Consider the following 22,299-nt stretch of genomic DNA (forward strand, 5'->3'; position numbering starts at 1 on the left):
CTCGGGGAGGAGCATGGAGCATCTTCGCTACAAGGACCTGCCGTTTGAAGACCAGCGGCAGGTCCTGCTCGACATCCTTCTCGCCGACCCGATCGTCCGCCCCGCGCTCGCATTGGCCGAGAAGCTCGACCTGCCGCAGTGGATGCTGGTTTCGGGCGCTCTCTACAACAGCGTCTGGAATCAACTGACCGGTCGTCCGGCCGGCTACGGCATCCGCGACATCGACCTGTTTTACTTCGACGGCTCGGACCTCTCCTGGGAGGCCGAGGACGTGGTCATCCGCCGCGGCAACGATGCCTTCGCGCATCTGCCGCTGCCGGTCGAGATCCGCAACCAGGCCCGCGTCCATCTCTGGTTCGAGGACCATTTCGGCTCGCCGCGCGCGCCCCTGGCGTCTTCTGCCGAGTCGCTCGAGCACTTCGCCTCCCGCACCCACGCCGTCGGTCTCGCCATTGTTGGCGGCATGCCCCAGGTCTGGGCGCCGTTCGGCCTCGACGACATCTTCGCCTTCCGGCTGACGCCCAACCATCGCAACGACAACCGCGCCACTCACCTGGCCAAGGGCCGGCGCGCCAGGGAGATGTGGCCCGAGGTCACGGTCATCGACTGGTAGGCCCTGTTCGGGGACGAAATCCGCTCCAGATTCGTTGTGCGACGGAGGTGCCGTCGATGTTGCGCAACACCAAGACCCGCTACGGCTGGACCGCGATCGTCCTTCACTGGCTGATCGCGGCTCTCTTCATTGGCCAGTTCGCGCTCGGGCTGGTCATGATCCGCGTCGCCAGTCAGCGTACCTCCTTCGAGTTGATCCAGCTGCACAAATCCTTCGGCTTCCTGCTGCTCGGGCTGGTGCTGGTCCGCATCGGCTGGCGGCTCGGCAACAAGAGCCCGGAATTGCCCGACGAGGTCGGGCCGATGGAGCGTCGTGTGGCTCCGTCGGTGCATCTGGCGCTCTACGTCACGCAGCTGGCGGTGCCGCTGTCCGGTTGGGTGCTGGTGTCGGTTTCGGTGCTCGAAATCCCTTCCATGCCGTTCAACCTCTTCCTCATGCCGCATCTGCCGATCGGCGTTTCCGAGCAGGCCGAGAATTTCTGGATCTTCGGCCACCGCTGGCTCGCCTATGCCGGCATAGCCCTGGTTGTGCTCCATATCCTGGCGGCGTTCAGGCACCATTTCTGGCTGCGCGACGTCGTGCTGGTCAGGATGATCGCGCCTTTTCTCGATCGCCGCCCGCGCCGGCAGGAATAGTGGCAACGGCCAATTCGTTCGTCTCGATGCGTGGCCAGTCTGCTGCGCCATCAGGGAGTATGATGAGATGTCCTTGCGCGTTTTTGGCGTTGCCACCCTCCTTGCCCTCGGTTCGATTGCCGGCTCCGCCCAGGCGGTGGTGCTGTCGGATGCCGCCGGGCGCTATGCCATCTCGCCCAGCGGCTCGACCATTCGCTTTGCCATCGGCAAGATCGGCGGCGGCGGGCTGAACGGCGCCTTTGGCAGTTTCAAGGGAACGATCCGGATCGACGGCGGCGATATCGCCCATTCCAAGGTCGATATCACCATCTTCCCCGCCAGCGTCGGCACCGGCGAGGGTCGCGTCGATGCGTTCCTCAAGTCAGATGCCGTGTTCGACGTCGCCAATTCGCGCGAGATCAGCTTCCGCTCGACCTCGGTGCAGCGTACCGGCGACAACTCGGCCATGATAACAGGCCAGCTGACGGCGCGCGGCCGCACCAACAGCGAGAAGTTCGAGGCCGAACTGCAGAGTATGAGCGGTGGCCAGATCCGCTTCCATGTCAGCGGCAAGGTGTTCCGCTCGCGTTACCAGATGGATGTCGGCACGCCGCTCTACTCCAACATCGTCGCCTTCGACATGGAGTTCACCGGTCATCGCGGCTGAACCAGATAGGCTCTGGCATTTGGCCGCCGCTTCCGCCAATCTCCTGAAGCGGCCGGGAGGGCCGGCTTTCCCATTGCGTCCGGAGGCCAGATGTTTCGTTGGGGTATTCTTTCGACAGCCAAGATTGGCCGCGACCATGTGCTGCCGGCCATCGCCGATTCCGACAATGGCGTGATCGCGGCGATCGCCAGCCGCGATCTCGGCAAGGCCCGGGCGCTGGCCGACCGTTTTTCCGCGCCCCATGCCTTCGGCTCCTATGAGGAGCTTCTCGCCTCCGATACGGTCGACGGCGTCTACATCCCCCTGCCGACCTCGCAGCATCTTGAATGGGCGGCGAAGGCGGCAGAGGCCGGCAAGCATGTGCTGGTCGAAAAGCCGTTGGCGCTGAAGGCCGGGGACATCGCGCCGCTGATCGAGATCCGCGACCGCAAAAAGGTCATCGTCTCCGAAGCGTTCATGGTCACCTATCATCCGCAATGGCTGAAGGTGCGCGACCTGATCGCTTCGGGCGCGATCGGCAAGCTCAAGCACGTCCAGGGCGCGTTCTCCTATTTCAACGTCGACCCCAACAACATGCGCAACCAGCTCGATCTCGGCGGCGGCGCCCTGCCCGACATCGGTGTCTATCCGACTGTTACCACGCGCTTCACCACCGGCAGGGAGCCGCTGCGGGTCCAGGCGACGATCGAGCGCGATCCGAAATTCGGCACCGACATCTATTCCAGCGTCCGCGCCGACTTCGGTGATTTCGAACTGTCCTTCTACCTGTCGACTCAGCTCGCCAACCGCCAGCTGATGGTCTTCCACGGCGACAAGGGCTTCATCGAGGTGCGCTCGCCCTTCAATGCCGGGCTCTACGAACATCACCGCATCGAGCTTCACAATGCCGGTCACACCGAGGCGACCGTGTTCCGCTTCCCCGGTATCCAGCAATACCGGCTCGAGGCCGAGGTTTTTGCGCGCGCCGCGCAGGGCAGCGGGGAGCACGTCTTCTCGCTCGAGGAGTCGGTGCTCAACCAGAAGGCCATCGACGCCATCTTCCGCGCTGGCGACCATGATGGCTGGGAGAAGGTCTGACGACCCAGCGTCTTTGGCAGGCTGTCTGGCACCCCGGGGGGCGCCACGAGTGTCGTTCGGCCGCTCTCTGGTACCCTGTTGCGAGCATTGAGCGACGCCAGGCGATTTCGTCTGGCGGCAAAATGCTCTAGGGAGCGGCCCATGACGTTCGACAACCAAGGCACGCGGCGATGATTCCCTGGACCGTACTCGACACCGCGAAGATCCCCGGCGGCGGCGAACTGCGCCTCAAGCAGCGCGGTACCGAGTTTTCGATCATGCTCGGCACCAACGAATTGATGAACAGCCGGCTGAGCGGCTCCGAAGAGGCCCTGGCGCGGCTTGCCCATGAGCGCATTGGCGGCCGTTCGAAGCCGAAAATCCTGATTGGCGGTCTCGGCATGGGGTTCACGCTGCGCGCCACCCTCGCCTTGTTCGGCAAGGACGCCCGCATCGTCGTCGCCGAACTGGTGAGTGAGGTCGTTGACTGGGCGCGCGGACCGATGGCCGAGCTGTCCGCCGGCGGCCTCGACGATCCGCGCGTTGAGGTCGTGGTCGGCGATGTCGGCAAGCTTATCCGCGACGGCGCGCGCAGCTACGACGCCATCCTGCTCGACGTCGACAACGGCCCCGAGGGCCTGTCGCGCGACGCCAATGACAGCCTCTACAACTACACCGGCCTCTATGCGGCAAAGACCGCGCTCAAGCCGGGCGGCGTGCTGACCGTCTGGTCACAAGGCCCCGACAAATCGTTTTCGCGTCGGCTGCATGAGAGCGGTTTTGTCACCGACGAGGTCAAGGTCCGCGCCAGCACCAAGGGCGGCGGCGCCCGCCACGTCATCTGGGTAGCGGCGAACAGCGCACCGGCTGCGACGAAGGGTGGCTCTGATGCCGCGAAGCGGCGTCCGACTGGCGCGAAGGGGCGGCGCTAGGCGCGCTCTCTTGCCCTTCTCCCCTTATGGGAGAAGGTGCCCCGAAGCGGCGGATTAGCGGTGCTGGCAACGAGACGACGAAGATTGGCCCGATGGCACAACATCGGCATGCGCCTGATGTCAGCCGCGGAAATTCCTCAGACCGTGGAAATCGTCTCCCCACTCCTGGGGTGAAAAATCACCACCACACCCCACCTCGGGTGACGCGGATGCGGGGGCGGCTGCTGGGTGGATTGAGCGGGGCGTCGCTGGCGGGGCGGGTATCGTCGGCGAAATCGGTGTTGGCGGCGTTGATGAAGCCGCGGGCGCCATGTGGCAGGTAGGTTCCGGGATGGGCGCGAATCTTGGGGACCAGCGACGGGCGCGTGACATGTGGCATCGCTGCACTGGGCGTGGCGCCGAACTCGTCGGACGCCTCCTCGGCCTTCAGCGCCCACAGCCGGGCAATGCGGGTGGCGGTGAGCGGATGGGTGCGCAGGACCGAGGGATCGGGGATGCGGCCGCTGGGCAAGAGGATGTTTTCCCACAGCTTGCCCTGGGCGCGTTCGAGCTTGGTCAGCGCCGAAGCCAGGCCATCGGGGTCGCCGGTCAGCGTGGCGGCACCCAGGTCGGCGTCGAATTCGCGGGTTCGCGACAGCGCCATCTGCAGCAGGCCGCCGACGGTGGGCGCGGCGAGCAGGACGACGACGGCGAGCCATGGCACCTTGGGCTCGAAACCGCCGGCAAAGCCGAACAGATTGAGCAGCAGCGAAAACAGACCGACGGTCGACATGAACGAAGTGAAGCGCGACACCATGTCGGCAAAGGCCATCACCTTCACGTCCTCATGGGCGATGTGGCTGATTTCATGGGCGAGAACGCCGGCCAGTTCGCGCGGGGTGAGGCTGCGGGCGAGCGCGTCGGTGACGGCGATGGCCGCGTTTTCGCGCCGTCCGACGGCAAAGGCGTTCATCATCTTGGAGGGGATGACGTAGAGTTTCGGCACGGCCGGCAGCTCGGCGCGGCGGGCGAGTTCCTCGACGATGCGGAAACCGGCCGGAAAATCGGCCGCGCTGACCTGCCGGGCCTTGTACATGGACAGCACCATCTGCGGACTGATCCGCCGCACCGCCCACATGGAAAGCGCACCAAAGACAAGGGCATAGAGGATTCCGGTGCTGCCGGCGAAGGCCCAGGCGGTGATGCCGAGCAGGAGCAGGCTGCCGACGCCGAGAAGCCAGGTTTGCAGCGTATTCACCGCCCGGTTGCGGCGATGCTCGAATAAGTTGATTGAACGCAGCTCGCTCATAGGCAGAGTATGTGGGTTCGACAGGCTTTTGCCGAGTCCTGGCAATTGGAAAGTTTCGGGACGCTTGCGCTGTCTGAAGCCTGTTCTTATATACGCCGCAACACCGCTTCGGCCCGGAAATCCGGCATCCGGAGCGGAATTTCTTGTGACAAGGGGCTCTCGACGGAACGCCTCAATGGGTCCAGAGAGCCTGCTAAGCGGAGAGAAGTAGCAAAATGGCAAAAGTTATCGGCATCGACCTGGGAACGACCAATTCCTGCGTAGCCGTCATGGACGGCAAGGACGCGAAGGTTATCGAGAATGCGGAAGGCGCGCGCACGACCCCTTCCATCGTCGCGTTCAGCGGCGACGGCGAGCGCCTCGTCGGCCAACCGGCCAAGCGCCAGGCGGTCACCAATCCTGAAAACACCGTCTTCGCGGTCAAGCGCCTGATCGGCCGCCGCTATGACGATCCGGTCACCGAAAAGGACAAGAAGCTGGTCCCCTATCACATCGTGAAGGGTGACAACGGCGACGCCTGGGTGGATGCCGGCGGCAAGAAGCAGTCGCCCAGCCAGATCTCGGCGATGATCCTGCAGAAGATGAAGGAAACTGCGGAAGCCTATCTCGGCGAGAAGGTCGACAAGGCGGTCATCACCGTTCCGGCCTATTTCAACGACGCCCAGCGCCAGGCGACTAAGGATGCCGGCAAGATCGCCGGCCTCGAAGTGCTGCGCATCATCAACGAGCCGACGGCTGCGGCCCTCGCCTACGGCCTCGACAAGACCGAAGGCAAGACGATTGCCGTCTATGACCTTGGCGGCGGCACCTTCGATATCTCGGTGCTCGAGATCGGCGACGGCGTGTTCGAGGTGAAGTCGACCAACGGCGACACCTTCCTCGGCGGCGAAGACTTCGACATGCGCCTGGTCGAGTACCTGGCGGCCGAGTTCAAGAAGGAACAGGGCATCGACCTGAAGAACGACAAGCTTGCCCTGCAGCGCCTCAAGGAAGCTGCGGAAAAGGCCAAGATCGAGCTGTCGTCGACGACCCAGACCGAAATCAACCTGCCCTTCATCACGGCCGACGCCACCGGCCCCAAGCACCTGACACTGAAGCTGTCGCGCGCCAAGTTCGAGCAGCTGGTCGATGATCTCGTCCAGCGCACGATCGAGCCGTGCAAGGCAGCGCTCAAGGATGCCGGCCTGAAGGCTGGCGAGATCGACGAAGTGGTCCTGGTCGGCGGCATGACCCGCATGCCCAAGATCCAGGAGATCGTGAAGCAGTTCTTCGGCAAGGAGCCGCACAAGGGCGTCAACCCCGATGAGGTGGTTGCTCTCGGTGCCGCCATCCAGGCTGGCGTTCTGCAGGGCGACGTCAAGGACGTGCTGCTGCTCGATGTGACCCCGCTGTCGCTGGGCATCGAGACGCTGGGCGGCGTGTTCACCCGCCTGATCGAGCGCAACACCACGATCCCGACCAAGAAGAGCCAGGTCTTCTCGACGGCTGAGGATTCTCAGTCGGCAGTGACCATCCGCGTCTTCCAGGGCGAGCGTGAAATGGCTGCCGACAACAAGATGCTCGGCCAGTTCGACCTCGTCGGCATTCCGCCTGCACCGCGCGGCGTGCCGCAGATCGAAGTGACCTTCGACATCGACGCCAACGGCATCGTCAACGTCTCGGCCAAGGACAAGGGCACCGGCAAGGAGCACCAGATCCGCATCCAGGCTTCTGGCGGTCTGTCGGACGCCGACATCGAGAAGATGGTCAAGGATGCCGAGGTGAATGCCGAGGCCGACAAGAAGCGCAAGGCGCTGGTCGAGGCACGCAACCAGGCCGAAAGCCTGCTGAACTCGTCTGAGAAGTCGCTGAAGGAGTATGGCGACAAGGTCACCGAAGCCGACCGCACCGCAATTTCGGATGCGATCGCGGCCCTGAAGACCGCCACCGAGGGCGACGACGTCGAGGCCATCAATGCCAAGTCGCAGGCGCTTGCCGAAGCTTCGATGAAGCTTGGCCAGGCGATGTATGAGGCTTCGCAGAAGGAAGCGGCTGAATCCGACGCCGCGGCTCACGCGGCCAAGGACAGCGACGTTGTCGACGCCGATTTCGAAGAAATCGACGACAACGACGACAAGAAGAAGTCGGCCTAAGTGCCCATTTCGAGGCTCTGACAAGAAAGCCCGGCGGTTTGGCCGGGCTTTTTTGCAACCTGAGCCGAAAAAATGCGGCGCAGGCCTCGCAAACTCTGGCATCGCGGCCTCTGGCTCACTAAATCGAAAGCCTGTCGCCAGGCAATGAACCGGCAAACCAATGCCACGCAAGACATTGGGCATCCGGCAGCGGGAAGATATGAAAGCTGATTTCTACGAAACGCTGGGCGTCCAGAAGGGCGCTGACGAGAAGGAGCTGAAGTCGGCTTTCCGCAAGCTCGCCATGCAGTTCCACCCGGACCGCAATCCGGGCGATGACGCCTGCGAGCACAAGTTCAAGGAAATCAATGAAGCCTACGAGACTCTGAAGGACCCCCAGAAGCGCGCCGCCTATGACCGCTTCGGCCATGCTGCCTTCGAGAATGGCGGCATGGGCAATGGCGGCGGTGGCGGCTTTGGCGCCGGCGGTTTCGCCGACATCTTCGAGGACATCTTCGGCGACATGATGGGTGGCGGCAGGCGCCGCTCCTCGAACGGCCGCGAGCGCGGCGCCGACCTGCGCTACAACATGGAAATCACCCTCGAGGAGGCCTTTGCCGGCAAGACCGCGCAGATCCGCGTGCCGACCTCGGTGTCGTGCACCGAATGCTCCGGTTCGGGCGCCAAGCCCGGCACCCAGCCGGTCACCTGCTCGATGTGCCAGGGGCACGGCAAGGTGCGCGCCAGCCAGGGCTTCTTCTCGATCGAGCGCACCTGCCCACAGTGCCAGGGCCGCGGCCAGACGATCAAGGACCCTTGCGGCAAGTGCGCCGGCCAGGGCCGCACCGTCGAGGAGCGCTCGCTTTCGGTCAACATTCCCTCAGGCATCGAGGACGGCACCCGCATCCGTCTCGCCAACGAGGGCGAGGCCGGCGCGCGCGGCGGCCCGTCTGGCGACCTCTACATCTTCCTGTCGGTCAAGCCGCATGAGTTCTTCCAGCGCGATGGCGCCGACCTCTATTGCAAGGTGCCGATCTCGATGACCACGGCCGCACTCGGCGGCTCCTTCGAGGTGGCGACGCTCGACGGCACGCAGACGCGCGTGAAGGTGCCCGAAGGCACCCAGAACGGCCGCCAGTTCCGCCTCAAGGGCAAGGGCATGCCGGTGCTGCGCCAGCCGCAGGTCGGCGACCTGTACATTCAGACCGCCGTGGAGACGCCGCAGAACCTGACGCGCCGCCAGCGCGAGCTGCTGGAGGAATTCGAGAAGCTGTCCTCGACCGAGAATTCGCCGCAATCGAGCGGCTTCTTCTCGCGCATGAAGGACTTTTTCGAATCCTTTGGGGAGAAATGACCTTGCGACATGTCGTAAGGTAAGTTGAGCCAGCTTTCGACTTGCCTTGGACCTCATTCTTGATATTGATCCGAGGCGGCAGGGGTAGGAGACGATATCGATGTCACGCGGTTCCGGATTGCGTAAGACCCTTGCAGCCAAGTTCGACGACGAACTGAAATTCTTCAAAGGCTGGATCGACAAGCCCAAGGCCGTCGGTTCGATCGTGCCGACGAGTTCCATCACCGCCAAGCGCATGGCCTCCGTCATCGACACCAAATCGGGCCTGCCGGTGCTTGAGGTCGGTCCCGGCACCGGCGTCATCACCAAGGCGATCCTGGCCCGTGGCGTGAAGCCGGAGAACCTCTACACGGTTGAATATTCAGCCGATTTCGTCCAGCACCTGCGCCGCAACTATCCCGGTGTGAATGTCATCGAGGGCGACGCCTTTGCGCTCGACACCACGCTCGGCGACAAGGCTGGGCTGGTTTTCGACAGCGTCGTCTCTGGCGTGCCGCTGCTCAACTTTCCCGTCGCCAGCCGCGTCGCCTATCTCGAGGGCCTGCTCAAGCGCATCCCCGCCGGCCGCCCGGTGATCCAGCTGACCTACGGGCCGAAGTCGCCGATCCCGCCAGGACTGGGCAACTACACGGTCGAGCATTTCGACTTCGTCATCCGCAACATTCCGCCGACCCAGCTCTGGGTCTATCGCCGCGGCAAGCACTGATCCCCTGCTTTTCGGCGCGGTTTCGGGCCGAAAACCGCTTCACAGCCTTCCTGGAATTGCTCTATACCCGCAGCCACGAGACTGAGCGCGCGCCGAGCCGCGCGCAGCAGGATGGTTGATGCCGATAATCCCGAAAATCCTTGTTTTCGCCGGTTCGATCAGGACCGGCGCCTATAGCGGCCTGACCGCCGACTGCGCCCATAAGGAACTGGCGCTGCAGGGTGCGGACGTGACCCGCATCTCGCTGGCCGACTATCCGATGCCGCTGATGAACCAGGATCTCGAGCAGCATGAGGGCGTTCCCGCGCACGCTTTGGCGCTTGCCCGGCTGTTCGTAGCCCATGATGCGATCCTGATCGCCACGCCCGAATACAACGGCTCGATCCCGCCGCCGGTGAAAAACACCATCGACTGGATCAGCCGTGTCCGCAGCGACGGCGGCAAGCCGCTGCACGCTTTTCCCGGCCGGCTGGTGGCGATCTGCTCGTCGTCGGACGGCCATTTCGCCGGCATCCGCAGCGCCAATCATCTGCGCGCCGTGCTGTCGCACATCCAGATGGAGGTGATCTCGCCGCAGGTTTCGGTGCCGAACGCGAGCGCCGCTTTCGACGAGAACGGCGATTTCCGTGAAGAACGCCTGCGCAAGGGCATGGAGCGGCTGTGCCGCGAACTGATCCAGCGGGCGATCCTGCTGTCAACGAGGACCGAGCTATGAACATCGAAGCAATGCGCGACAGGCTGATCGTCGGGCTCGACGTGCCCACGGTGAAGGACGCCGAACAGGTGGTGCGCGACCTCGAGGGAACCGCGACCTTCTTCAAGATCGGCTACCAGCTGGCCTTTGCCGGCGGCCTCGACTTTGCCCGAGAGCTCGCCAGCGGCGGCAAGAAGGTGTTCCTCGACATGAAGCTGCTGGACATCGACAACACGGTGGCCAATGGCGTCGAAAACATCGCCAAGATGGGCATGACCATGCTGACGCTGCATGCTTATCCCAAGGCGATGCGGGCTGCGGTGAAGGCAGCCGAGGGCAGCGACCTCTGCCTGCTCGCCGTCACGGTGCTGACCTCGATGGACGAACAGGACATGATAGAGGCAGGCTACGAGTTCGACCCACACACGCTGGTGCTGCACCGCGCCGAACAGGCGCTCAATGCCGGCATGGGCGGCATCGTCTGCTCGGCCAGCGAAGCGTCTGCCGTGCGCCGCATCGTCGGACCCAATATGGCGGTCGTCACCCCCGGTATCCGCCCCGCAGGGGCCGACCATGGCGACCAGAAGCGCGTGGTGACGCCAGCGGACGCGATCCGCAATGGCTCCAGCCACCTCGTTGTCGCCCGGCCGATCGTCGGCGCGGTTGACAGGCGGGCTGCCGCCCAGGCTATCCTGGAAGAAATGGCAAAAGCCTGACGCATATCTCGGGAGGAATTGATGACCAAGGCTTACTGGATCGCACGCGTCGACGTGCGCGACCCCGAGGGCTACAAGGGCTATGTCGCCGCGGCGAAGCCTGCCTTCGAGCGCTTCGGCGCGAAATTCATCGCCCGTGGCGGCGCCCATGAGGCGGTCGAGGGGCCGGGTCGGGCCCGCAACGTCATTATCGAGTTCGCCTCGATGGAAGACGCGCGCAACTGTTACCTCTCGCCTGAATACCAGCACGCCAAGTCGATCCGCCAGCAATTCGCCGATGGCGAGATCATACTGGTCGAGGGCGTCTGACGAGCCTCTGACGCTAGGCTGGAGGCATCCGCCCGGTGCGGACGGAATAGGCGACCGCATCACGGCCCGCCTGTTCGGCCTGACGCGCGGCAGCCTCGAAGTCGTAGGGCACGGCGTGCAGTCCCACCGCCCATCCGCGGGCAAGCCTGTCGATGATCGCGTAACGCGCGTGCGGGCTGCCCGCCTCCATCACATGCGCGACGGGCGTCGTGTCGCGATATCCCGGCATGCCGACGCTGCCGGGATTGACGACCAGCACGCCCCTTGACGTGGCAATGCGCGGAATGTGGGTGTGGGCGCACAGCACCAGGCTCGCCTTGCCGATGCCCGCAAGCCGGGTGCCGATGGCGTCCGCCGTGTCCAGCGTCGGGCGGCCGGAGCTGACATCCTCGAGAAGATATTCGAGGTCGCCGCCTGCCGGGCTGCCATGGCAGGCGAACACTTCTCCACCGGCGAGTTCCAGCGTCCCCGGCAGGCTGGCGATCCAGTCCAGGTGCGCGCTGGTCAGGTGCGGCCTCGCGAAGGCATCCGAAAAGCCAGTGTCTCCTGCGAGCAATTGCCGCTCGTGGTTGCCAGCAATCGTGGGGCAGTCGAGCGCGATCTGCATGTCGGCGCTGCGGGCCGGGTCGAAAGGCCCTGACACGAGATCGCCGAGATTGACGATGAGGTCGGGTGCGGAAGCGCGGATGTGGGCTACCACCGCTTCGAGCGCCAGCGCGTTTCCATGAACATCTGCGATTGCCGCAATCCGCATCGGAGCCCCCTGTTGCGCTGGCCAAGACGCTGGTGCAAGCCTGCGTCGGCTGCAAACATCTCTCCTGCTTGTTCGTGCGCCAGATTTCGGCGTTGCACAATGTCAAGGCATGGCATTTGTAAGCCGGCGGACACGTTGGAAACGCTTTTTCAACGGCTTGGACCAAACAATGAGCCTGTTTCGCGCCGAATGAGATGTTGCATCGCAGCAGATGTTTGTTAACTTCGTTGCATTGCATGACGAGCCACACTGCCGGCTCGCCTCCCGAATGGCCCGCTAGGGGACAGCATGTTTTACCAGCTCTATGAATCGACCCACGCGGCCCTCCAGCCGGCGCGAGCCTATGCCGATGCAGTGAAGTTGTTCTATTCCAACCCGCTGAACCCCTTCTCGCACATGCCGCTGGGCCGCTCCGTGGCGGCCATGGCCGAGCTGTTCGAGCGCACGACCAGGCGTTACGGCAAGCCCGCCTTCGGCCTCGACAAGACGGTGGTAGACTTCAAGCAGGTTGCGGTGACCGAGCGTGTTGTCTGGTCCCGCCCCTTCTGCAACCTGATCCGTTTCGAGCGCGCCATGCTCGAGGGCAGCCGCCCGAGCCCCCGGCTTTTGATCGTGGCGCCGATGTCGGGCCACTATGCGACGCTGCTGCGCGGCACGGTAGAGGCGATGCTGCCTCATGCCGACGTCTACATCACCGATTGGACCGACGCCCGCATGGTGCCGCTGGCCGAGGGCAAGTTCGACCTCGACGACTACATCGACTACGTCATCGACATGCTGCATGCGCTGGGGCCGGACACCCATGTGATGGGCGTGTGCCAGCCTTCGGTGCCGGTGCTGGCGGCGGTTGCCATCATGGAGGCGCGCGGCGACCGCTTTGCACCCGCAAGCATGACGCTGATGGGCGGGCCGATCGACACGCGCCGCAACCCCACCGCCGTCAACCAGCTTGCCGAGCAGAAGTCGCTCGACTGGTTCCGCGACAATGTCGTCATGCAGGTGCCGTGGCCGGCGCCCGGCTTTGGCCGCGATGTCTATCCGGGCTTCCTGCAGCTGTCGGGTTTCATGAGCATGAACCTCGACCGGCATATCATCGCCCACAAGGACTTCTTCATGCACCTGGTGAAGAACGACGGCGACGGCGCCGAGAAGCATCGCGACTTCTACGACGAATATCTGGCGGTGATGGACCTGACCGCCGAGTTCTACCTTCAGACCGTGGACACCGTGTTCATTCGCCATGCGCTGCCCAAGGGCGAGATGACCCACCGCGGCGAGCCGGTCGATCTCACCGCCATCCGCAACGTGGCGCTGTTCACGGTCGAAGGCGAGAATGACGACATCTCCGGCCTCGGCCAGACGCAGGCGGCGCACGACCTCTGCACCAACATCCCGCAAGAGATGAAGGCGCATTACATGCAGCCGGCCGTCGGCCATTACGGCGTCTTCAACGGCTCGCGCTTCCGCGCCGAGATCGTGCCGCGCATCGCCGACTTCATGGCGAGCCACGGTACTGCTTCGCGCAAGGGTGCCAAGCCGCGGCTGGTGCGCTCGGCCAAGGGCTGAGCCGTCGGGGCTTGCCCGATGGACTGTTGCGCCCAAAGTGCTTTCAAAGGGTTGCACCTTTGCGTGCAGCCCTTTTTCGTTTCAGCGTTGGTCTTTGGGGCGGATTCGCCGGCCGGCCAGGGAACGCGTGCTTGGCGCTCACGTTGCCGAGCAGCCTCTCTCCTCGGCGTCGCCAGCCTGTCCACCGGCAACGCCGGACACAGCCCTTTTTCAGGACAGGCGCGGGAAGCGGTGCCGATCCAGGGGAGTATTTCGTGAGCGCGGGTTTTTCCACAAGGTCGGTGCTCCCGGCGAACCGTCCGGGTGTGGCAGTCCGCGACGACCTTGGCGTCCCAGGCGGCGGGTGTAGGGCAAGCGATCAGCTAACTAGCTGAATATGTATAATTTTCCGGACGGCCATCGTGAGTGTTGGCCGACCTGTCGGCCCGGTGCTGTTGCACAATAGTCGCGGCGAGCCGCCCGGCGGTAACCATAACTCCAGTCTCTGGCCGGCTTTCATTGACTCGACAGGCCTCCCGATCTTAACGTTTTATTAACGATGTAAAGGGGCGGGCGGGGCAGATGATTTCCGCAGCAGGCGTACGGTACGCGGCGGGGCGAGCCGGTGTGGTTCTGGGGCTGATGGCAGGCGTCGTCCTGTCTTCGGGTGCCGCTTTCGCCGGTTCGCAGCCGATGGTCACCGGCGGGCTGACCTCGCAGCCGATCGGCCACTACGATTTCTGCCGCCTCAACCCCAGCGAGTGCTCGATCAAGCAGCGCGATCCCGGCCCCGAGCAGCTGAGCGGTGCCCTGTGGCGCAAGATCGTCGCCATCAACGTGTCGGTCAATGCGGCGGTCAAGCCGATGAACGACATCGACATCTACGGTCGTGACGAGGTCTGGGCCTATCCCGACAAGGGCGTCGGCGACTGCGAGGACTATGTGCTGGAAAAGCGGCGCATGCTGAACCGCGAAGGCGTGTCGCTGGCCAATCTGCTGATTACCGTGGTGCGCAAGCCCGACGGCGAAGGCCATGCGGTGCTGACCGTCAGAACCTCGCAGGGCGAGTTCATCCTCGATAACCTGACTGACGCCGTGCGCCCCTGGGACGAGACCGGCTACAACTACCTCAAGCGCCAGTCGACTGAAAACACCGGCCGCTGGGTCTCGATCCGCGAAGGCCAGACCACGCTGGTCGGCTCCGTCCGCTAGGGATTGTCTCGAAGACCGGAACGATTTCCGTAGGCACGCTTGCGCGCTGGCGCAGCTCGGAGCTTGGCGTGTCAGCGACGATGCGCCCAACGCGCCAAGATCAACCTTACGTCCCACAGCCGCAGACCGGATCGGTCATGCAGACAGACGGTGGCGCCTCACGTGCCGCCCACCGATGCCTACGCCGCCTGGGCCATGCGCTCGGACGAGATGCGGTAGGAAATCGCCTCGGCGAGATGGATGCGGCCAACGGTTTCGCTGGCGTCGAGGTCGGCGAGGGTGCGCGCGACCTTGAGCACGCGGTGGTAGGCGCGGGCGGAAAAGCCGAGCTTTTCGCTGGCGTCCCGCAGCAGCGCGAGCCCGCCCGCGTCGGGCACGGCGATGTCCTCGACGATCCCGGCCGAGCATTGGGCGTTGGTCGTGGCGCCGGCGATGCCCAGGCCCTCGAGCCGCTCGCGCTGGATCTTGCGGGCGCGAGCGACGCGTGCTGCGACATCGGCGCTCGCTTCGGAATTGCCGGTGCGGATCAAATCCACAGCCGACACCGCCGGCACCTCGATGCGCAGGTCGATGCGGTCGAGCAGCGGCCCCGAAATACGCGCCTGATAGTCCGACTGGCAGCGCGGGCCACGCAGGCAGCGGTAACCGGGTTCGCCGGCCATGCCGCACCGGCACGGATTCATGGCGGCGACGAGCTGAATGCGGGCCGGATAGGTGACGCGGTGGTTGACGCGCGCGATCATGCATTCGCCGGTTTCCAGCGGCTGCCGCAATGAATCGAGCACCTGCGGTGAAAACTCGGGAAGCTCGTCGAGGAACAGCACGCCATGGTGGGCGAGCGAGACCTCGCCGGGCCGGGCCTTGAGCCCGCCGCCGACCATCGCTGCCATCGAGGCCGAATGATGCGGCGCGCGGAACGGCCGCCGGTCGGTCAGCCGGCCCTCGGCCAGCTCGCCGCCAATGGAGGCGATCATCGAGACCTCGAGCAGCTCCTTGGGGGCGAGAGGCGGCAGGATCGAGGGCAGGCGCGCCGCCAGCATCGACTTGCCGGCGCCGGGCGGGCCGACGAACAGAAGGTTGTGCCCGCCGGCCGCAGCCACCTCGAGCGCCCGCTTGGCGCTCTCCTGGCCCTTAATGTCGGCGAGGTCGGGCAGGCCGGCACTAGGTGCGCGGATGCCGGGTTCGGGCCGCGACAAAACCTGCGTGCCCCGGAAATGATTGGCGATGGCAATAAGGCTGCGCGGCGCAAGAATATCGATGTCGGCACCGGCCCAGGCGGCCTCGGGTCCGCAGCCGGCGGGACAGATCAGCCCCATGCCCTCGGCATTTGCCCCGATCGCGGCTGGCAGGGCGCCGGCCACTGAGGCAATGGTGCCGTCGAGCGACAATTCGCCGAGCACGACATAGGCGGCGAGCGCGTCGCCGGGCACGGCACCCAGCGCCGCCATCAGCCCGAGAGCAATCGGCAGATCATAATGGCTGCCCTCCTTGGGGAGGTCGGCCGGGGCGAGATTGACAGTCACTTTCTTGGCCGGCATCGCTAGGCCCGAGGCGTGAAGCGCTGCCTGCACCCGCTCTCGGCTTTCAGCGACAGCCTTGTCGGGCAGGCCGACGATCGAGATACCGACCTTGCCCGGCGCCACCATCACCTGCACATCGACGGGAACCGCCTCGATGCCCTGGAATGCAACAGTACGCACATGCGAAACCATGCCGCCCCCTTGCGCCGGTCATCATCCCTAGCCGGCGCGGTCAGGTCGTCATCGACCTTGCTGGAGACAAGCATAGATTGCAGGGGTGCGCAAGAACAATTAGGGAACATCTGCGCCGTCGTGGCTACTCGATACCGCGCCGGGTGGTCACTTCAGGTGACGGGGCAGGCCTCCAAGGCCGATCTATTGCCGGTCAATACCTCTGGCGCGAGCGCGAGTTTCCGCAGTGGGATCGCGAGGCGGGTCAGGAGGCTATTGAAGCGCTTATTGGACCCGAAGGTTGTAGCTCGACACACGCTGAAACCAATTGGCCGATCCTGTTTGGGTGCGTCGGCTCTTGCGCTTCCCAGCCAGCGGGAGAGCGCGGCGTCCTTTTGGCTACCAGAGCCAGATCGGCCGCTCGGCGACGATAAAGAGTGTGCCCCACCAAAGGCAGGTGAACACAAGGGATGCTATTGCCGCCGGACGTACCCTCGGCAGCGCTTCAGTTGGCAGAACAGACATTTCATTTACGCCCAGTTAACCCCACGTCAGGCAATAACCAAAAGTTGCGACGTGTTGCACTCGGCAATCTGGTGTAGATGCTTTGGTCTATATCACCTGATATGTATTGGGGGAGAGATTTCCACAGAGTTCTGCCGCTGGGGCGTCTGCCTAGACCATTCGATCTAGCTCGATGCAGGGCGAGGCGCGGCTGGCCTCGGCGCCATGCCTTGATAGAAAATGTTAAGTGCTCGTGCGCGAATATATCGATGGAAGACAGTAGATCTTCATGGGGGCGATCTTGGTCAGGCGACAGATCGGACGATTGGGCAGCGCGCGCAGGCGCTCGGCCGACCGCATCGCTGAACTCGAGGCGAAGCTTGAGGCGCAGGCGGCGCTGATCCGCGAACAGGCAGTCTCGTTGGCGCATTCGCAGAAGATCTTCGACCGCTCGTCAGCCGCCGCCCGCATCGGCGTGTGGCAATGCAACCTTGCCGACGAGGCCCTGCACTGGACCGATGTCGTTTACGACATCTTTGACCTGCCGCGCGGCTCGGCGGTCGATCGCAGACAGACACTTCAATGCTACACTGCCGAGTCCGTGGCGGAGCTGCACGCCCGGCGCAGCAGGGCCATCGCCGAACGCACCGGCTTCAGCCTCGATGCCGAGATCGTTACGGTGAAGGGCAATCGCCGCTGGATACGGATCACCGCAACCGTCGAATGCGAAGATGGGGTCGCCGTGCGCATCTTCGGCATGAAGCAGGACATCACCGAGGAGAAAATCCTCGGCGACCAGACACGCTATCTCGCCGAGTTCGACGTCATGACCGGCCTCGCCAACCGAAGCCAGTTCCAGTCGAGGCTGGCCGGGCTGACCGCCAGCCAGCCCGACTGCCCTGCCCCGGCGGCGCTGCTGCTTGTCGATCTCGATGGCTTCAAGCAGGTTAATGACAGCTTTGGCCATGCCGTGGGCGACGAATGCCTCAGGCAGGTGTCCCGGCGTCTCGAAGATGCTTGCGCCGGCATGGAACTTGTTGCCCGGATCGGCGGCGACGAGTTTGCCGTGCTGACAGGTCCGGATCTCGATCTGGCCTCGATCTCCGAGCTCGCCCGCCAGATCATCGACAGGCTTGGCAAGCCCCTCGACTATCGCGGCAATTCCCTGAAGCTTGGCGCTTCGGTCGGCATCGCCCTGATCGAGGGCGCGACGCTGCCCGAATTGCTGGTCAGCGCCGACACCGCGCTTTATGCCGCCAAGGCTGCGGGCCGGAACACCTTCCGCATCTTCAAGCCCGATAGCCTCGCAAGCCTGCCCAATCCGCGCGCTGCGTGAGCAGCACCATGCCAAGGCTTGTTCTGGACCCGCTGGCCTGCTAGTTCGCCATCACAGTATTTGCAGGGCACGCGAGCAATCGCGACATCGACATGGGCACCACCAAGTCCGCAGACAGATAGGCCGCAACAACACCCGATACGTTGTTGCGGCGCCCTGCCCCCTCATCCAGACATGCGAAGTGGCAGATCGCCGCCATATGAAATTCATTTGAGCGGATGCTTTGTCATGCCCAATCGAAATTTTTCCACCTGGGGCCATTCCCTACCCGCGGCGCTACTGTTGATGGCGCCTTTCGACATCCTGGCCTCGCTGGCTATGGACATCTATCTGCCGGTCGTGCCGGCGATGCCCGCAATGCTCAGCACGACACCTGACGTGGTCCAGCTGACGCTGAGCCTCTACATGATCGTGCTCGGGCTGGGCCAGGTCGTTTTCGGCCCGGTCTCCGATCGTATCGGCCGCCGCCCGGTGCTGATATCGGGCGCAGTCCTGTTCGCCGTTGCTTCGTTGTTGCTTGCCGTCACCACGTCGGCGCAGCTGTTCGTTGCCCTGCGTGTCGTCCAGGCTTTGGGCGCATCGGCGGCGCTTGTCGCCACCTTCGCCACCGTGCGCGACGTTTATGCCGAGCGACCGGAGGGCGCGGTCATCTACAGCCTGTTCAGCGCCATGCTGGCCTGCGTGCCGGCACTCGGTCCGATCGCAGGCGCGCTGATTGCCGAAAGTCTTGGCTGGCAGGCGATCTTCGCCGTGCTCGGCATCCTTGCTGTAGCGGCCGTGCTGAACGCGCTGCCGCACTGGCACGAGACGCGACCCGAGACGGCCCAGTCACGGCCGGCTTTCTCGACGATCCTGAAAAGCCCTGCCTTCTGGGTCTACACGCTCGGCTTCAGCGCGGCGATGGGGGCGTTTTTCGTGTTCTTCTCGACGGCGCCGCGCGTTCTTATCGACAGGGCCGGCTATTCGCAGCTCGGCTTCAGCCTGGCCTTCGCCACTGCGGCGGTTGCGATGATAGCCACAACGCGCTTCGCCAAACTGTTCGTGGCGCGCTGGGGCATATCAGGCAGTCTCGCCAGGGGCATGGCCATGCTTTTCCTCGGCTCAGCGCTGCTGGGGCTTGGGCAGTCGTTCGCCGAACCGTCGTTCCTGACCTTCGTCGTGCCGATGTGGGTGATCTCGGTCGGCATCGTCTTCGCCGGCGCGGTGACGGCGAACGGCGCGCTAGAGGCGTTCGGCGATGCCGCAGGCGCGGCGGTGGCGCTCTACTTCTGTGTCGAGAGCCTGATCGTCGGCATTGTCGGCACGCTTGTCGTGGTCGCGCTCGGAGGCGACACGGCCTGGCCGCTCGCTGCCTATTGCGCGGTCATGGCGGCCGTGACGCTGTGCGGGTTGAGGTGGCTCGGGAGACACTAGCGCACTCGGCTGGTGTCGGGCGATACCGGTTCCGGTTTCGCGCCGACACCGGCAGGCTCTTCGCTTGCGGAATCCCATCCGCGCTCGTCCAGGAATTGCGCTAGCGCTGTAGGCGAGGCCTTGGCGCGGCTCCGATGGTCAGGCGATAGCAGGCCGCTCAGGCCCGCTTCTTCTCCACCGCATCCCAGAACAGGGCTGCGATGTCGGCGCCGCCGAATTTCTTGACCTCGCGGATACCGGTCGGCGAGGTCACGTTGATCTCGGTCATATAGTCGCCGATGACGTCGATGCCGACGAGGATGAAGCCGCGTTCACGCAGCGACGGGCCGATGCGGGCACAGATTTCAAGCTCGCGGGCAGTGAGCTCGGTCTTCTCGGCGCGGCCGCCGGCATGCATGTTGGAGCGGGCGTCGTGCTCGGCCGGCACGCGGTTGATGGCGCCGGCGGGTTCGCCGTCGATCAGGATGATGCGCTTGTCGCCCTTGCGCACGTCCTTGAGGTAGCGCTGGACGATGTAGGGCTCGCGGAACAGTTGGCCGAACATTTCGAGCAGCGACGACAGGTTCCGGTCGGCCTCGTGCAGGTGGAAGATGCCGGCGCCGCCATTGCCGTAGAGCGGCTTGACGATGATGTCGCCGAACTCTTTGCGGAAGGCGGCCACCTCTTGCGGGTCCTTGGTGATCAGCGTCTCCGGCATCAGGTCGGCGAATTCGGTGACGAAAATCTTTTCCGGGCTGTTGCGCACCCAGGCCGGGTCGTTGACGACGAGAGTCCTGGGGTGGATGCGCTCGAGCATGTGGGTGGTGGTGATGTAGTTCATGTCGAAGGGCGGATCCTGGCGCAAAAGGATCACGTCCATCTCCGACAGGTCGGTGCGGACAGGCTCGCCGAGGGTGAAGTGGTCGCCCTTGATGTCGCGCACTTCGAGTTTCTCGATGCGGGCGAAGACCTTGCCGTCGCGCAGCGACAGCCGGTCGGGTGTGTAGTGGTAGAGCTCGTGGCCGCGGCGCTGCGCCTCCAGCGACAGCGCGAACGACGTGTCGCCGGCGATGTTGACGGTGGAGATGTGGTCCATCTGGACGGCGATCTTGAGCGGCATGGAGGTCTCCGGCGCGGCTGGTCGATATGATGAAGCGGCAGCCGATGGCCGGCGGCGCGCCTGGGTCACGAGGATGTAGCGATTTGCCGGCCTTATGCAATGGCGGGACGGGCAAGTGTTTTCGGCCGGCGATAGCCGGGCCTATCTCAACTTGCGGGAAAGCAGCGGCGTTTCGGGCCGCTCGGAACTTCGGAGCTTTGGGATCCGATCTGAAACCGGTTTCGACGCGATGTCGAAAAGCGGACGAGGGCGCGGATTGAATACAATTCCTAAACGCTTTGCTGCCAGTGTCCGCACACGATTGCAATAAGCACTGGAATAGAGACGTGCGCATGCCACTTGGCGTCAGCCATTCGGACAGGGAAACCGGCGACCTGGCGTTTACCGACGCGCTGACCGGCCTTGGCAACCAGCGCCGGTTCCAGGACAAGGTCGGGCGGCTGATCGATGATCGCGCCGAAGACCCGGCACCGTTTACCGTGGGCATTCTCGATCTCGACGGCTTCAAGCCCATCAACGACCTGTTCGGCCATCGCGCCGGCGACGAGATTCTGGTGCAGGTGGCGATGCGGCTGCGCGCCGCCGCTGACGGCTATTCGTCGGTCGCACGCATCGGCCCCGACGAATTCGCCTTTCTCTATCCGCTTGTGTTCAGCGAGGAAGCCGCCGCCGAAAAGGCGCGCATGCTGATCGAAATCCTGTCGGCGCCTTATGATGTCGGCGAGCGCACGGCGCGCCTGTCGGCCTCGGTCGGCTGCTCGCTGTTCCAATCGACGGAGGACAACACCGAAACGCTGATGCGCAAGGCGGAGACCGCGCTCTATCACGCCAAGCGTTCGGGTCGCGGCCGCGTCGTTGTCTACACTCGCGAGATGGAAGAAGCGGCCAAGCGCGTCACCCGCATCGAGCAGGCGTTGCGCCGTGCGGTTGCCGCCGGCGAGGTGGCACCGCATTTCCAACCAATCGTCGACCTCAACACCCGTCGCACCGTCGGCTTCGAGGCCCTGGCCCGCTGGACCGACCGGGACCTCGGCTTCGTGTCGCCGGCCGTGTTCATCCCCATCGCCGAGGAGCGCGGCATCATCGGGCCGCTGTCGCAGCTGGTGCTGCGAAAGGCGGCGGAAGCGGCGCGCAGCTGGCCGCAGGAGATGTTCCTGTCGTTCAACCTGTCGCCGTCGCAGCTGGTCGACCAGAACACCGGCCTGCACATATTGTCGATCCTCGAGCGCACCGGCTTCGATCCGCGCCGCCTCGAGATCGAGATTACCGAAACCGGCCTGATGACCGATCCGATCTCGGCTGAGAAAATCGTCGAGGACCTGCGCCGCGTCGGCATCCGCGTCTCGCTCGACGATTTCGGCACCGGCCAGTCGTCGCTCGGCCGCCTGCGCGAATTCCGCTTCGACAAGCTCAAGATCGATCGCGCCTTTGTCGCCTCGATCCTCGACGACCGTCCGTCCGAACATATCATCCGCGCCATCCTGGCGATGTGCGAGGGCTTGGGCATGGATGTGGTGGCAGAAGGCATCGAACAGGAAGCGCAGGCCGAAAGGTTGATCCAGTTCGGCTGCGCCGGTGGCCAGGGGTACCTGTTTGGCAAGCCGGCCGATGCGGACGCAACGCTGGGCTATCTGCGCGAGGCCCATCGCGGCGCGGCCTACGCCCGGGCGCTGTGATCGTCCGGA

At 64.4% G+C, this 22,299-nt stretch carries 20 protein-coding genes; 16 read left to right on the plus strand and 4 right to left on the minus strand.

Annotated features, from left to right (window positions below):
- Positions 1-13: 13 nt before the first annotated feature.
- The 5 genes from B015_RS0125390 to B015_RS0125410 all read left to right on the plus strand — a co-directional run bounded on the left by B015_RS0125390 (position 14) and on the right by B015_RS0125410 (position 3,882).
- On the plus strand, positions 14-613 hold the full coding sequence (locus B015_RS0125390) for a nucleotidyltransferase family protein (protein ID WP_018430575.1): 600 nt from the start codon (positions 14-16) through the stop codon (positions 611-613).
- 47 nt (positions 614-660) lie between these two features.
- A complete protein-coding gene (locus tag B015_RS0125395) occupies positions 661-1,248 on the plus strand; it encodes a cytochrome b (RefSeq protein WP_018430576.1) in 588 nt (195 codons plus the stop codon).
- Positions 1,249-1,315: 67 nt separating this feature from the next.
- Entirely contained in the window at positions 1,316-1,894 is a 579-nt protein-coding gene (locus tag B015_RS0125400) for a YceI family protein (protein ID WP_018430577.1), read from the plus strand.
- Positions 1,895-1,984: 90 nt separating this feature from the next.
- Entirely contained in the window at positions 1,985-2,971 is a 987-nt protein-coding gene (locus B015_RS0125405; RefSeq protein WP_018430578.1) for a Gfo/Idh/MocA family oxidoreductase, read from the plus strand.
- A gap of 170 nt (positions 2,972-3,141) precedes the next feature.
- Positions 3,142-3,882 (plus strand): hypothetical protein, encoded by a 741-nt coding sequence (locus B015_RS0125410; protein ID WP_018430579.1) that lies wholly within the window; start codon positions 3,142-3,144, stop codon positions 3,880-3,882.
- Positions 3,883-4,060: 178 nt separating this feature from the next.
- Here B015_RS0125410 and B015_RS31585 read toward each other — a convergent pair whose 3' ends face one another.
- Entirely contained in the window at positions 4,061-5,119 is a 1,059-nt protein-coding gene (locus B015_RS31585; RefSeq protein ID WP_245262276.1) for a zinc metalloprotease HtpX, read from the minus strand.
- A gap of 266 nt (positions 5,120-5,385) precedes the next feature.
- Here B015_RS31585 and dnaK point away from each other — a divergent pair, with 266 nt between their 5' ends.
- The 6 genes from dnaK to B015_RS0125445 all read left to right on the plus strand — a co-directional run bounded on the left by dnaK (position 5,386) and on the right by B015_RS0125445 (position 11,060).
- Positions 5,386-7,302 carry a molecular chaperone DnaK gene (gene dnaK, locus B015_RS0125420; RefSeq protein ID WP_026227716.1) on the plus strand — a complete coding sequence of 639 codons (1,917 nt, stop codon included), beginning with the start codon at positions 5,386-5,388 and terminating at the stop codon, positions 7,300-7,302.
- A gap of 199 nt (positions 7,303-7,501) precedes the next feature.
- On the plus strand, positions 7,502-8,635 hold the full coding sequence (gene dnaJ, locus B015_RS0125425; protein WP_018430582.1) for a molecular chaperone DnaJ: 1,134 nt from the start codon (positions 7,502-7,504) through the stop codon (positions 8,633-8,635).
- Between the two features lie 100 nt (positions 8,636-8,735).
- Positions 8,736-9,341: a phospholipid N-methyltransferase PmtA gene (pmtA, locus tag B015_RS0125430; RefSeq protein ID WP_026227717.1), complete on the plus strand. Its 606-nt coding sequence runs from the start codon at positions 8,736-8,738 to the stop codon at positions 9,339-9,341.
- 118 nt (positions 9,342-9,459) lie between these two features.
- Positions 9,460-10,056: an NAD(P)H-dependent oxidoreductase gene (locus B015_RS0125435; RefSeq protein ID WP_018430584.1), complete on the plus strand. Its 597-nt coding sequence runs from the start codon at positions 9,460-9,462 to the stop codon at positions 10,054-10,056.
- Positions 10,053-10,751, plus strand: coding sequence for an orotidine-5'-phosphate decarboxylase (pyrF, locus tag B015_RS0125440; RefSeq protein ID WP_018430585.1), 699 nt, complete (start codon positions 10,053-10,055; stop codon positions 10,749-10,751). Before B015_RS0125435 ends, pyrF begins: the two co-directional genes overlap by 4 nt.
- A 21-nt stretch (positions 10,752-10,772) precedes the next feature.
- Positions 10,773-11,060, plus strand: coding sequence for a DUF1330 domain-containing protein (locus tag B015_RS0125445; protein WP_018430586.1), 288 nt, complete (start codon positions 10,773-10,775; stop codon positions 11,058-11,060).
- Between the two features lie 13 nt (positions 11,061-11,073).
- Here the strand turns inward: B015_RS0125445 and B015_RS0125450 are convergent, their stop codons facing one another.
- Complete coding sequence (locus B015_RS0125450; protein ID WP_018430587.1) at positions 11,074-11,814, minus strand: metallophosphoesterase family protein; 741 nt, start codon at positions 11,812-11,814, stop codon at positions 11,074-11,076.
- 288 nt (positions 11,815-12,102) lie between these two features.
- Here B015_RS0125450 and B015_RS0125455 point away from each other — a divergent pair, with 288 nt between their 5' ends.
- Together B015_RS0125455 and B015_RS0125460 are read left to right on the plus strand one after the other, a co-directional pair.
- Positions 12,103-13,380, plus strand: a complete 1,278-nt coding sequence (locus B015_RS0125455) for a polyhydroxyalkanoate depolymerase (RefSeq protein ID WP_018430589.1) — start codon at positions 12,103-12,105, stop codon at positions 13,378-13,380.
- A 621-nt stretch (positions 13,381-14,001) separates the two neighbouring features.
- Positions 14,002-14,571, plus strand: coding sequence for a transglutaminase-like cysteine peptidase (locus B015_RS0125460; protein WP_018430590.1), 570 nt, complete (start codon positions 14,002-14,004; stop codon positions 14,569-14,571).
- Between the two features lie 179 nt (positions 14,572-14,750).
- Here the strand turns inward: B015_RS0125460 and B015_RS0125465 are convergent, their stop codons facing one another.
- Positions 14,751-16,283: a YifB family Mg chelatase-like AAA ATPase gene (locus B015_RS0125465; RefSeq protein WP_018430591.1), complete on the minus strand. Its 1,533-nt coding sequence runs from the start codon at positions 16,281-16,283 to the stop codon at positions 14,751-14,753.
- A gap of 772 nt (positions 16,284-17,055) precedes the next feature.
- On the opposite strand from B015_RS0125465, the gene B015_RS0125470 reads away from it, so the two are divergent.
- Positions 17,056-18,102 carry a sensor domain-containing diguanylate cyclase gene (locus B015_RS0125470; RefSeq protein WP_051091926.1) on the plus strand — a complete coding sequence of 349 codons (1,047 nt, stop codon included), beginning with the start codon at positions 17,056-17,058 and terminating at the stop codon, positions 18,100-18,102.
- 228 nt (positions 18,103-18,330) lie between these two features.
- Positions 18,331-19,515: a CmlA/FloR family chloramphenicol efflux MFS transporter gene (gene cml, locus B015_RS0125475; RefSeq protein ID WP_026227720.1), complete on the plus strand. Its 1,185-nt coding sequence runs from the start codon at positions 18,331-18,333 to the stop codon at positions 19,513-19,515.
- Positions 19,516-19,672: 157 nt separating this feature from the next.
- Here cml and gshB read toward each other — a convergent pair whose 3' ends face one another.
- A complete protein-coding gene (gene gshB / locus B015_RS0125480) occupies positions 19,673-20,614 on the minus strand; it encodes a glutathione synthase (RefSeq protein ID WP_018430594.1) in 942 nt (313 codons plus the stop codon).
- A 332-nt stretch (positions 20,615-20,946) separates the two neighbouring features.
- Here gshB and B015_RS0125485 point away from each other — a divergent pair, with 332 nt between their 5' ends.
- Positions 20,947-22,290 carry an EAL domain-containing protein gene (locus B015_RS0125485; protein WP_018430595.1) on the plus strand — a complete coding sequence of 448 codons (1,344 nt, stop codon included), beginning with the start codon at positions 20,947-20,949 and terminating at the stop codon, positions 22,288-22,290.
- Positions 22,291-22,299 lie beyond the last annotated feature (9 nt).

The organism is Hoeflea sp. 108 (assembly GCF_000372965.1).
Taxonomy (GTDB): Bacteria; Pseudomonadota; Alphaproteobacteria; order Rhizobiales; family Rhizobiaceae; genus Aminobacter.

What these genes read in the sequence shown, in the direction of transcription:
- B015_RS0125390 (WP_018430575.1), top strand. Translation starts at nt 14, where the DNA reads ATGGAGCATCTTCGCTACAAGGACCTGCCGTTTGAAGACCAGCGGCAG.
- B015_RS0125485 (WP_018430595.1), top strand. Translation starts at nt 20,947, where the DNA reads ATGCCACTTGGCGTCAGCCATTCGGACAGGGAAACCGGCGACCTGGCG.
- B015_RS0125465 (WP_018430591.1), bottom strand. Translation starts at nt 16,283, where the DNA reads ATGGTTTCGCATGTGCGTACTGTTGCATTCCAGGGCATCGAGGCGGTT.
- B015_RS0125455 (WP_018430589.1), top strand. Translation starts at nt 12,103, where the DNA reads ATGTTTTACCAGCTCTATGAATCGACCCACGCGGCCCTCCAGCCGGCG.
- B015_RS0125400 (WP_018430577.1), top strand. Translation starts at nt 1,316, where the DNA reads ATGTCCTTGCGCGTTTTTGGCGTTGCCACCCTCCTTGCCCTCGGTTCG.
- cml (WP_026227720.1), top strand. Translation starts at nt 18,331, where the DNA reads ATGCCCAATCGAAATTTTTCCACCTGGGGCCATTCCCTACCCGCGGCG.
- gshB (WP_018430594.1), bottom strand. Translation starts at nt 20,614, where the DNA reads ATGCCGCTCAAGATCGCCGTCCAGATGGACCACATCTCCACCGTCAAC.
- B015_RS0125445 (WP_018430586.1), top strand. Translation starts at nt 10,773, where the DNA reads ATGACCAAGGCTTACTGGATCGCACGCGTCGACGTGCGCGACCCCGAG.
- B015_RS0125410 (WP_018430579.1), top strand. Translation starts at nt 3,142, where the DNA reads ATGATTCCCTGGACCGTACTCGACACCGCGAAGATCCCCGGCGGCGGC.
- B015_RS0125435 (WP_018430584.1), top strand. Translation starts at nt 9,460, where the DNA reads ATGCCGATAATCCCGAAAATCCTTGTTTTCGCCGGTTCGATCAGGACC.
- pmtA (WP_026227717.1), top strand. Translation starts at nt 8,736, where the DNA reads ATGTCACGCGGTTCCGGATTGCGTAAGACCCTTGCAGCCAAGTTCGAC.
- B015_RS0125450 (WP_018430587.1), bottom strand. Translation starts at nt 11,814, where the DNA reads ATGCGGATTGCGGCAATCGCAGATGTTCATGGAAACGCGCTGGCGCTC.
- B015_RS0125460 (WP_018430590.1), top strand. Translation starts at nt 14,002, where the DNA reads ATGGCAGGCGTCGTCCTGTCTTCGGGTGCCGCTTTCGCCGGTTCGCAG.
- dnaJ (WP_018430582.1), top strand. Translation starts at nt 7,502, where the DNA reads ATGAAAGCTGATTTCTACGAAACGCTGGGCGTCCAGAAGGGCGCTGAC.
- B015_RS0125470 (WP_051091926.1), top strand. Translation starts at nt 17,056, where the DNA reads ATGGGGGCGATCTTGGTCAGGCGACAGATCGGACGATTGGGCAGCGCG.
- pyrF (WP_018430585.1), top strand. Translation starts at nt 10,053, where the DNA reads ATGAACATCGAAGCAATGCGCGACAGGCTGATCGTCGGGCTCGACGTG.
- B015_RS0125405 (WP_018430578.1), top strand. Translation starts at nt 1,985, where the DNA reads ATGTTTCGTTGGGGTATTCTTTCGACAGCCAAGATTGGCCGCGACCAT.
- dnaK (WP_026227716.1), top strand. Translation starts at nt 5,386, where the DNA reads ATGGCAAAAGTTATCGGCATCGACCTGGGAACGACCAATTCCTGCGTA.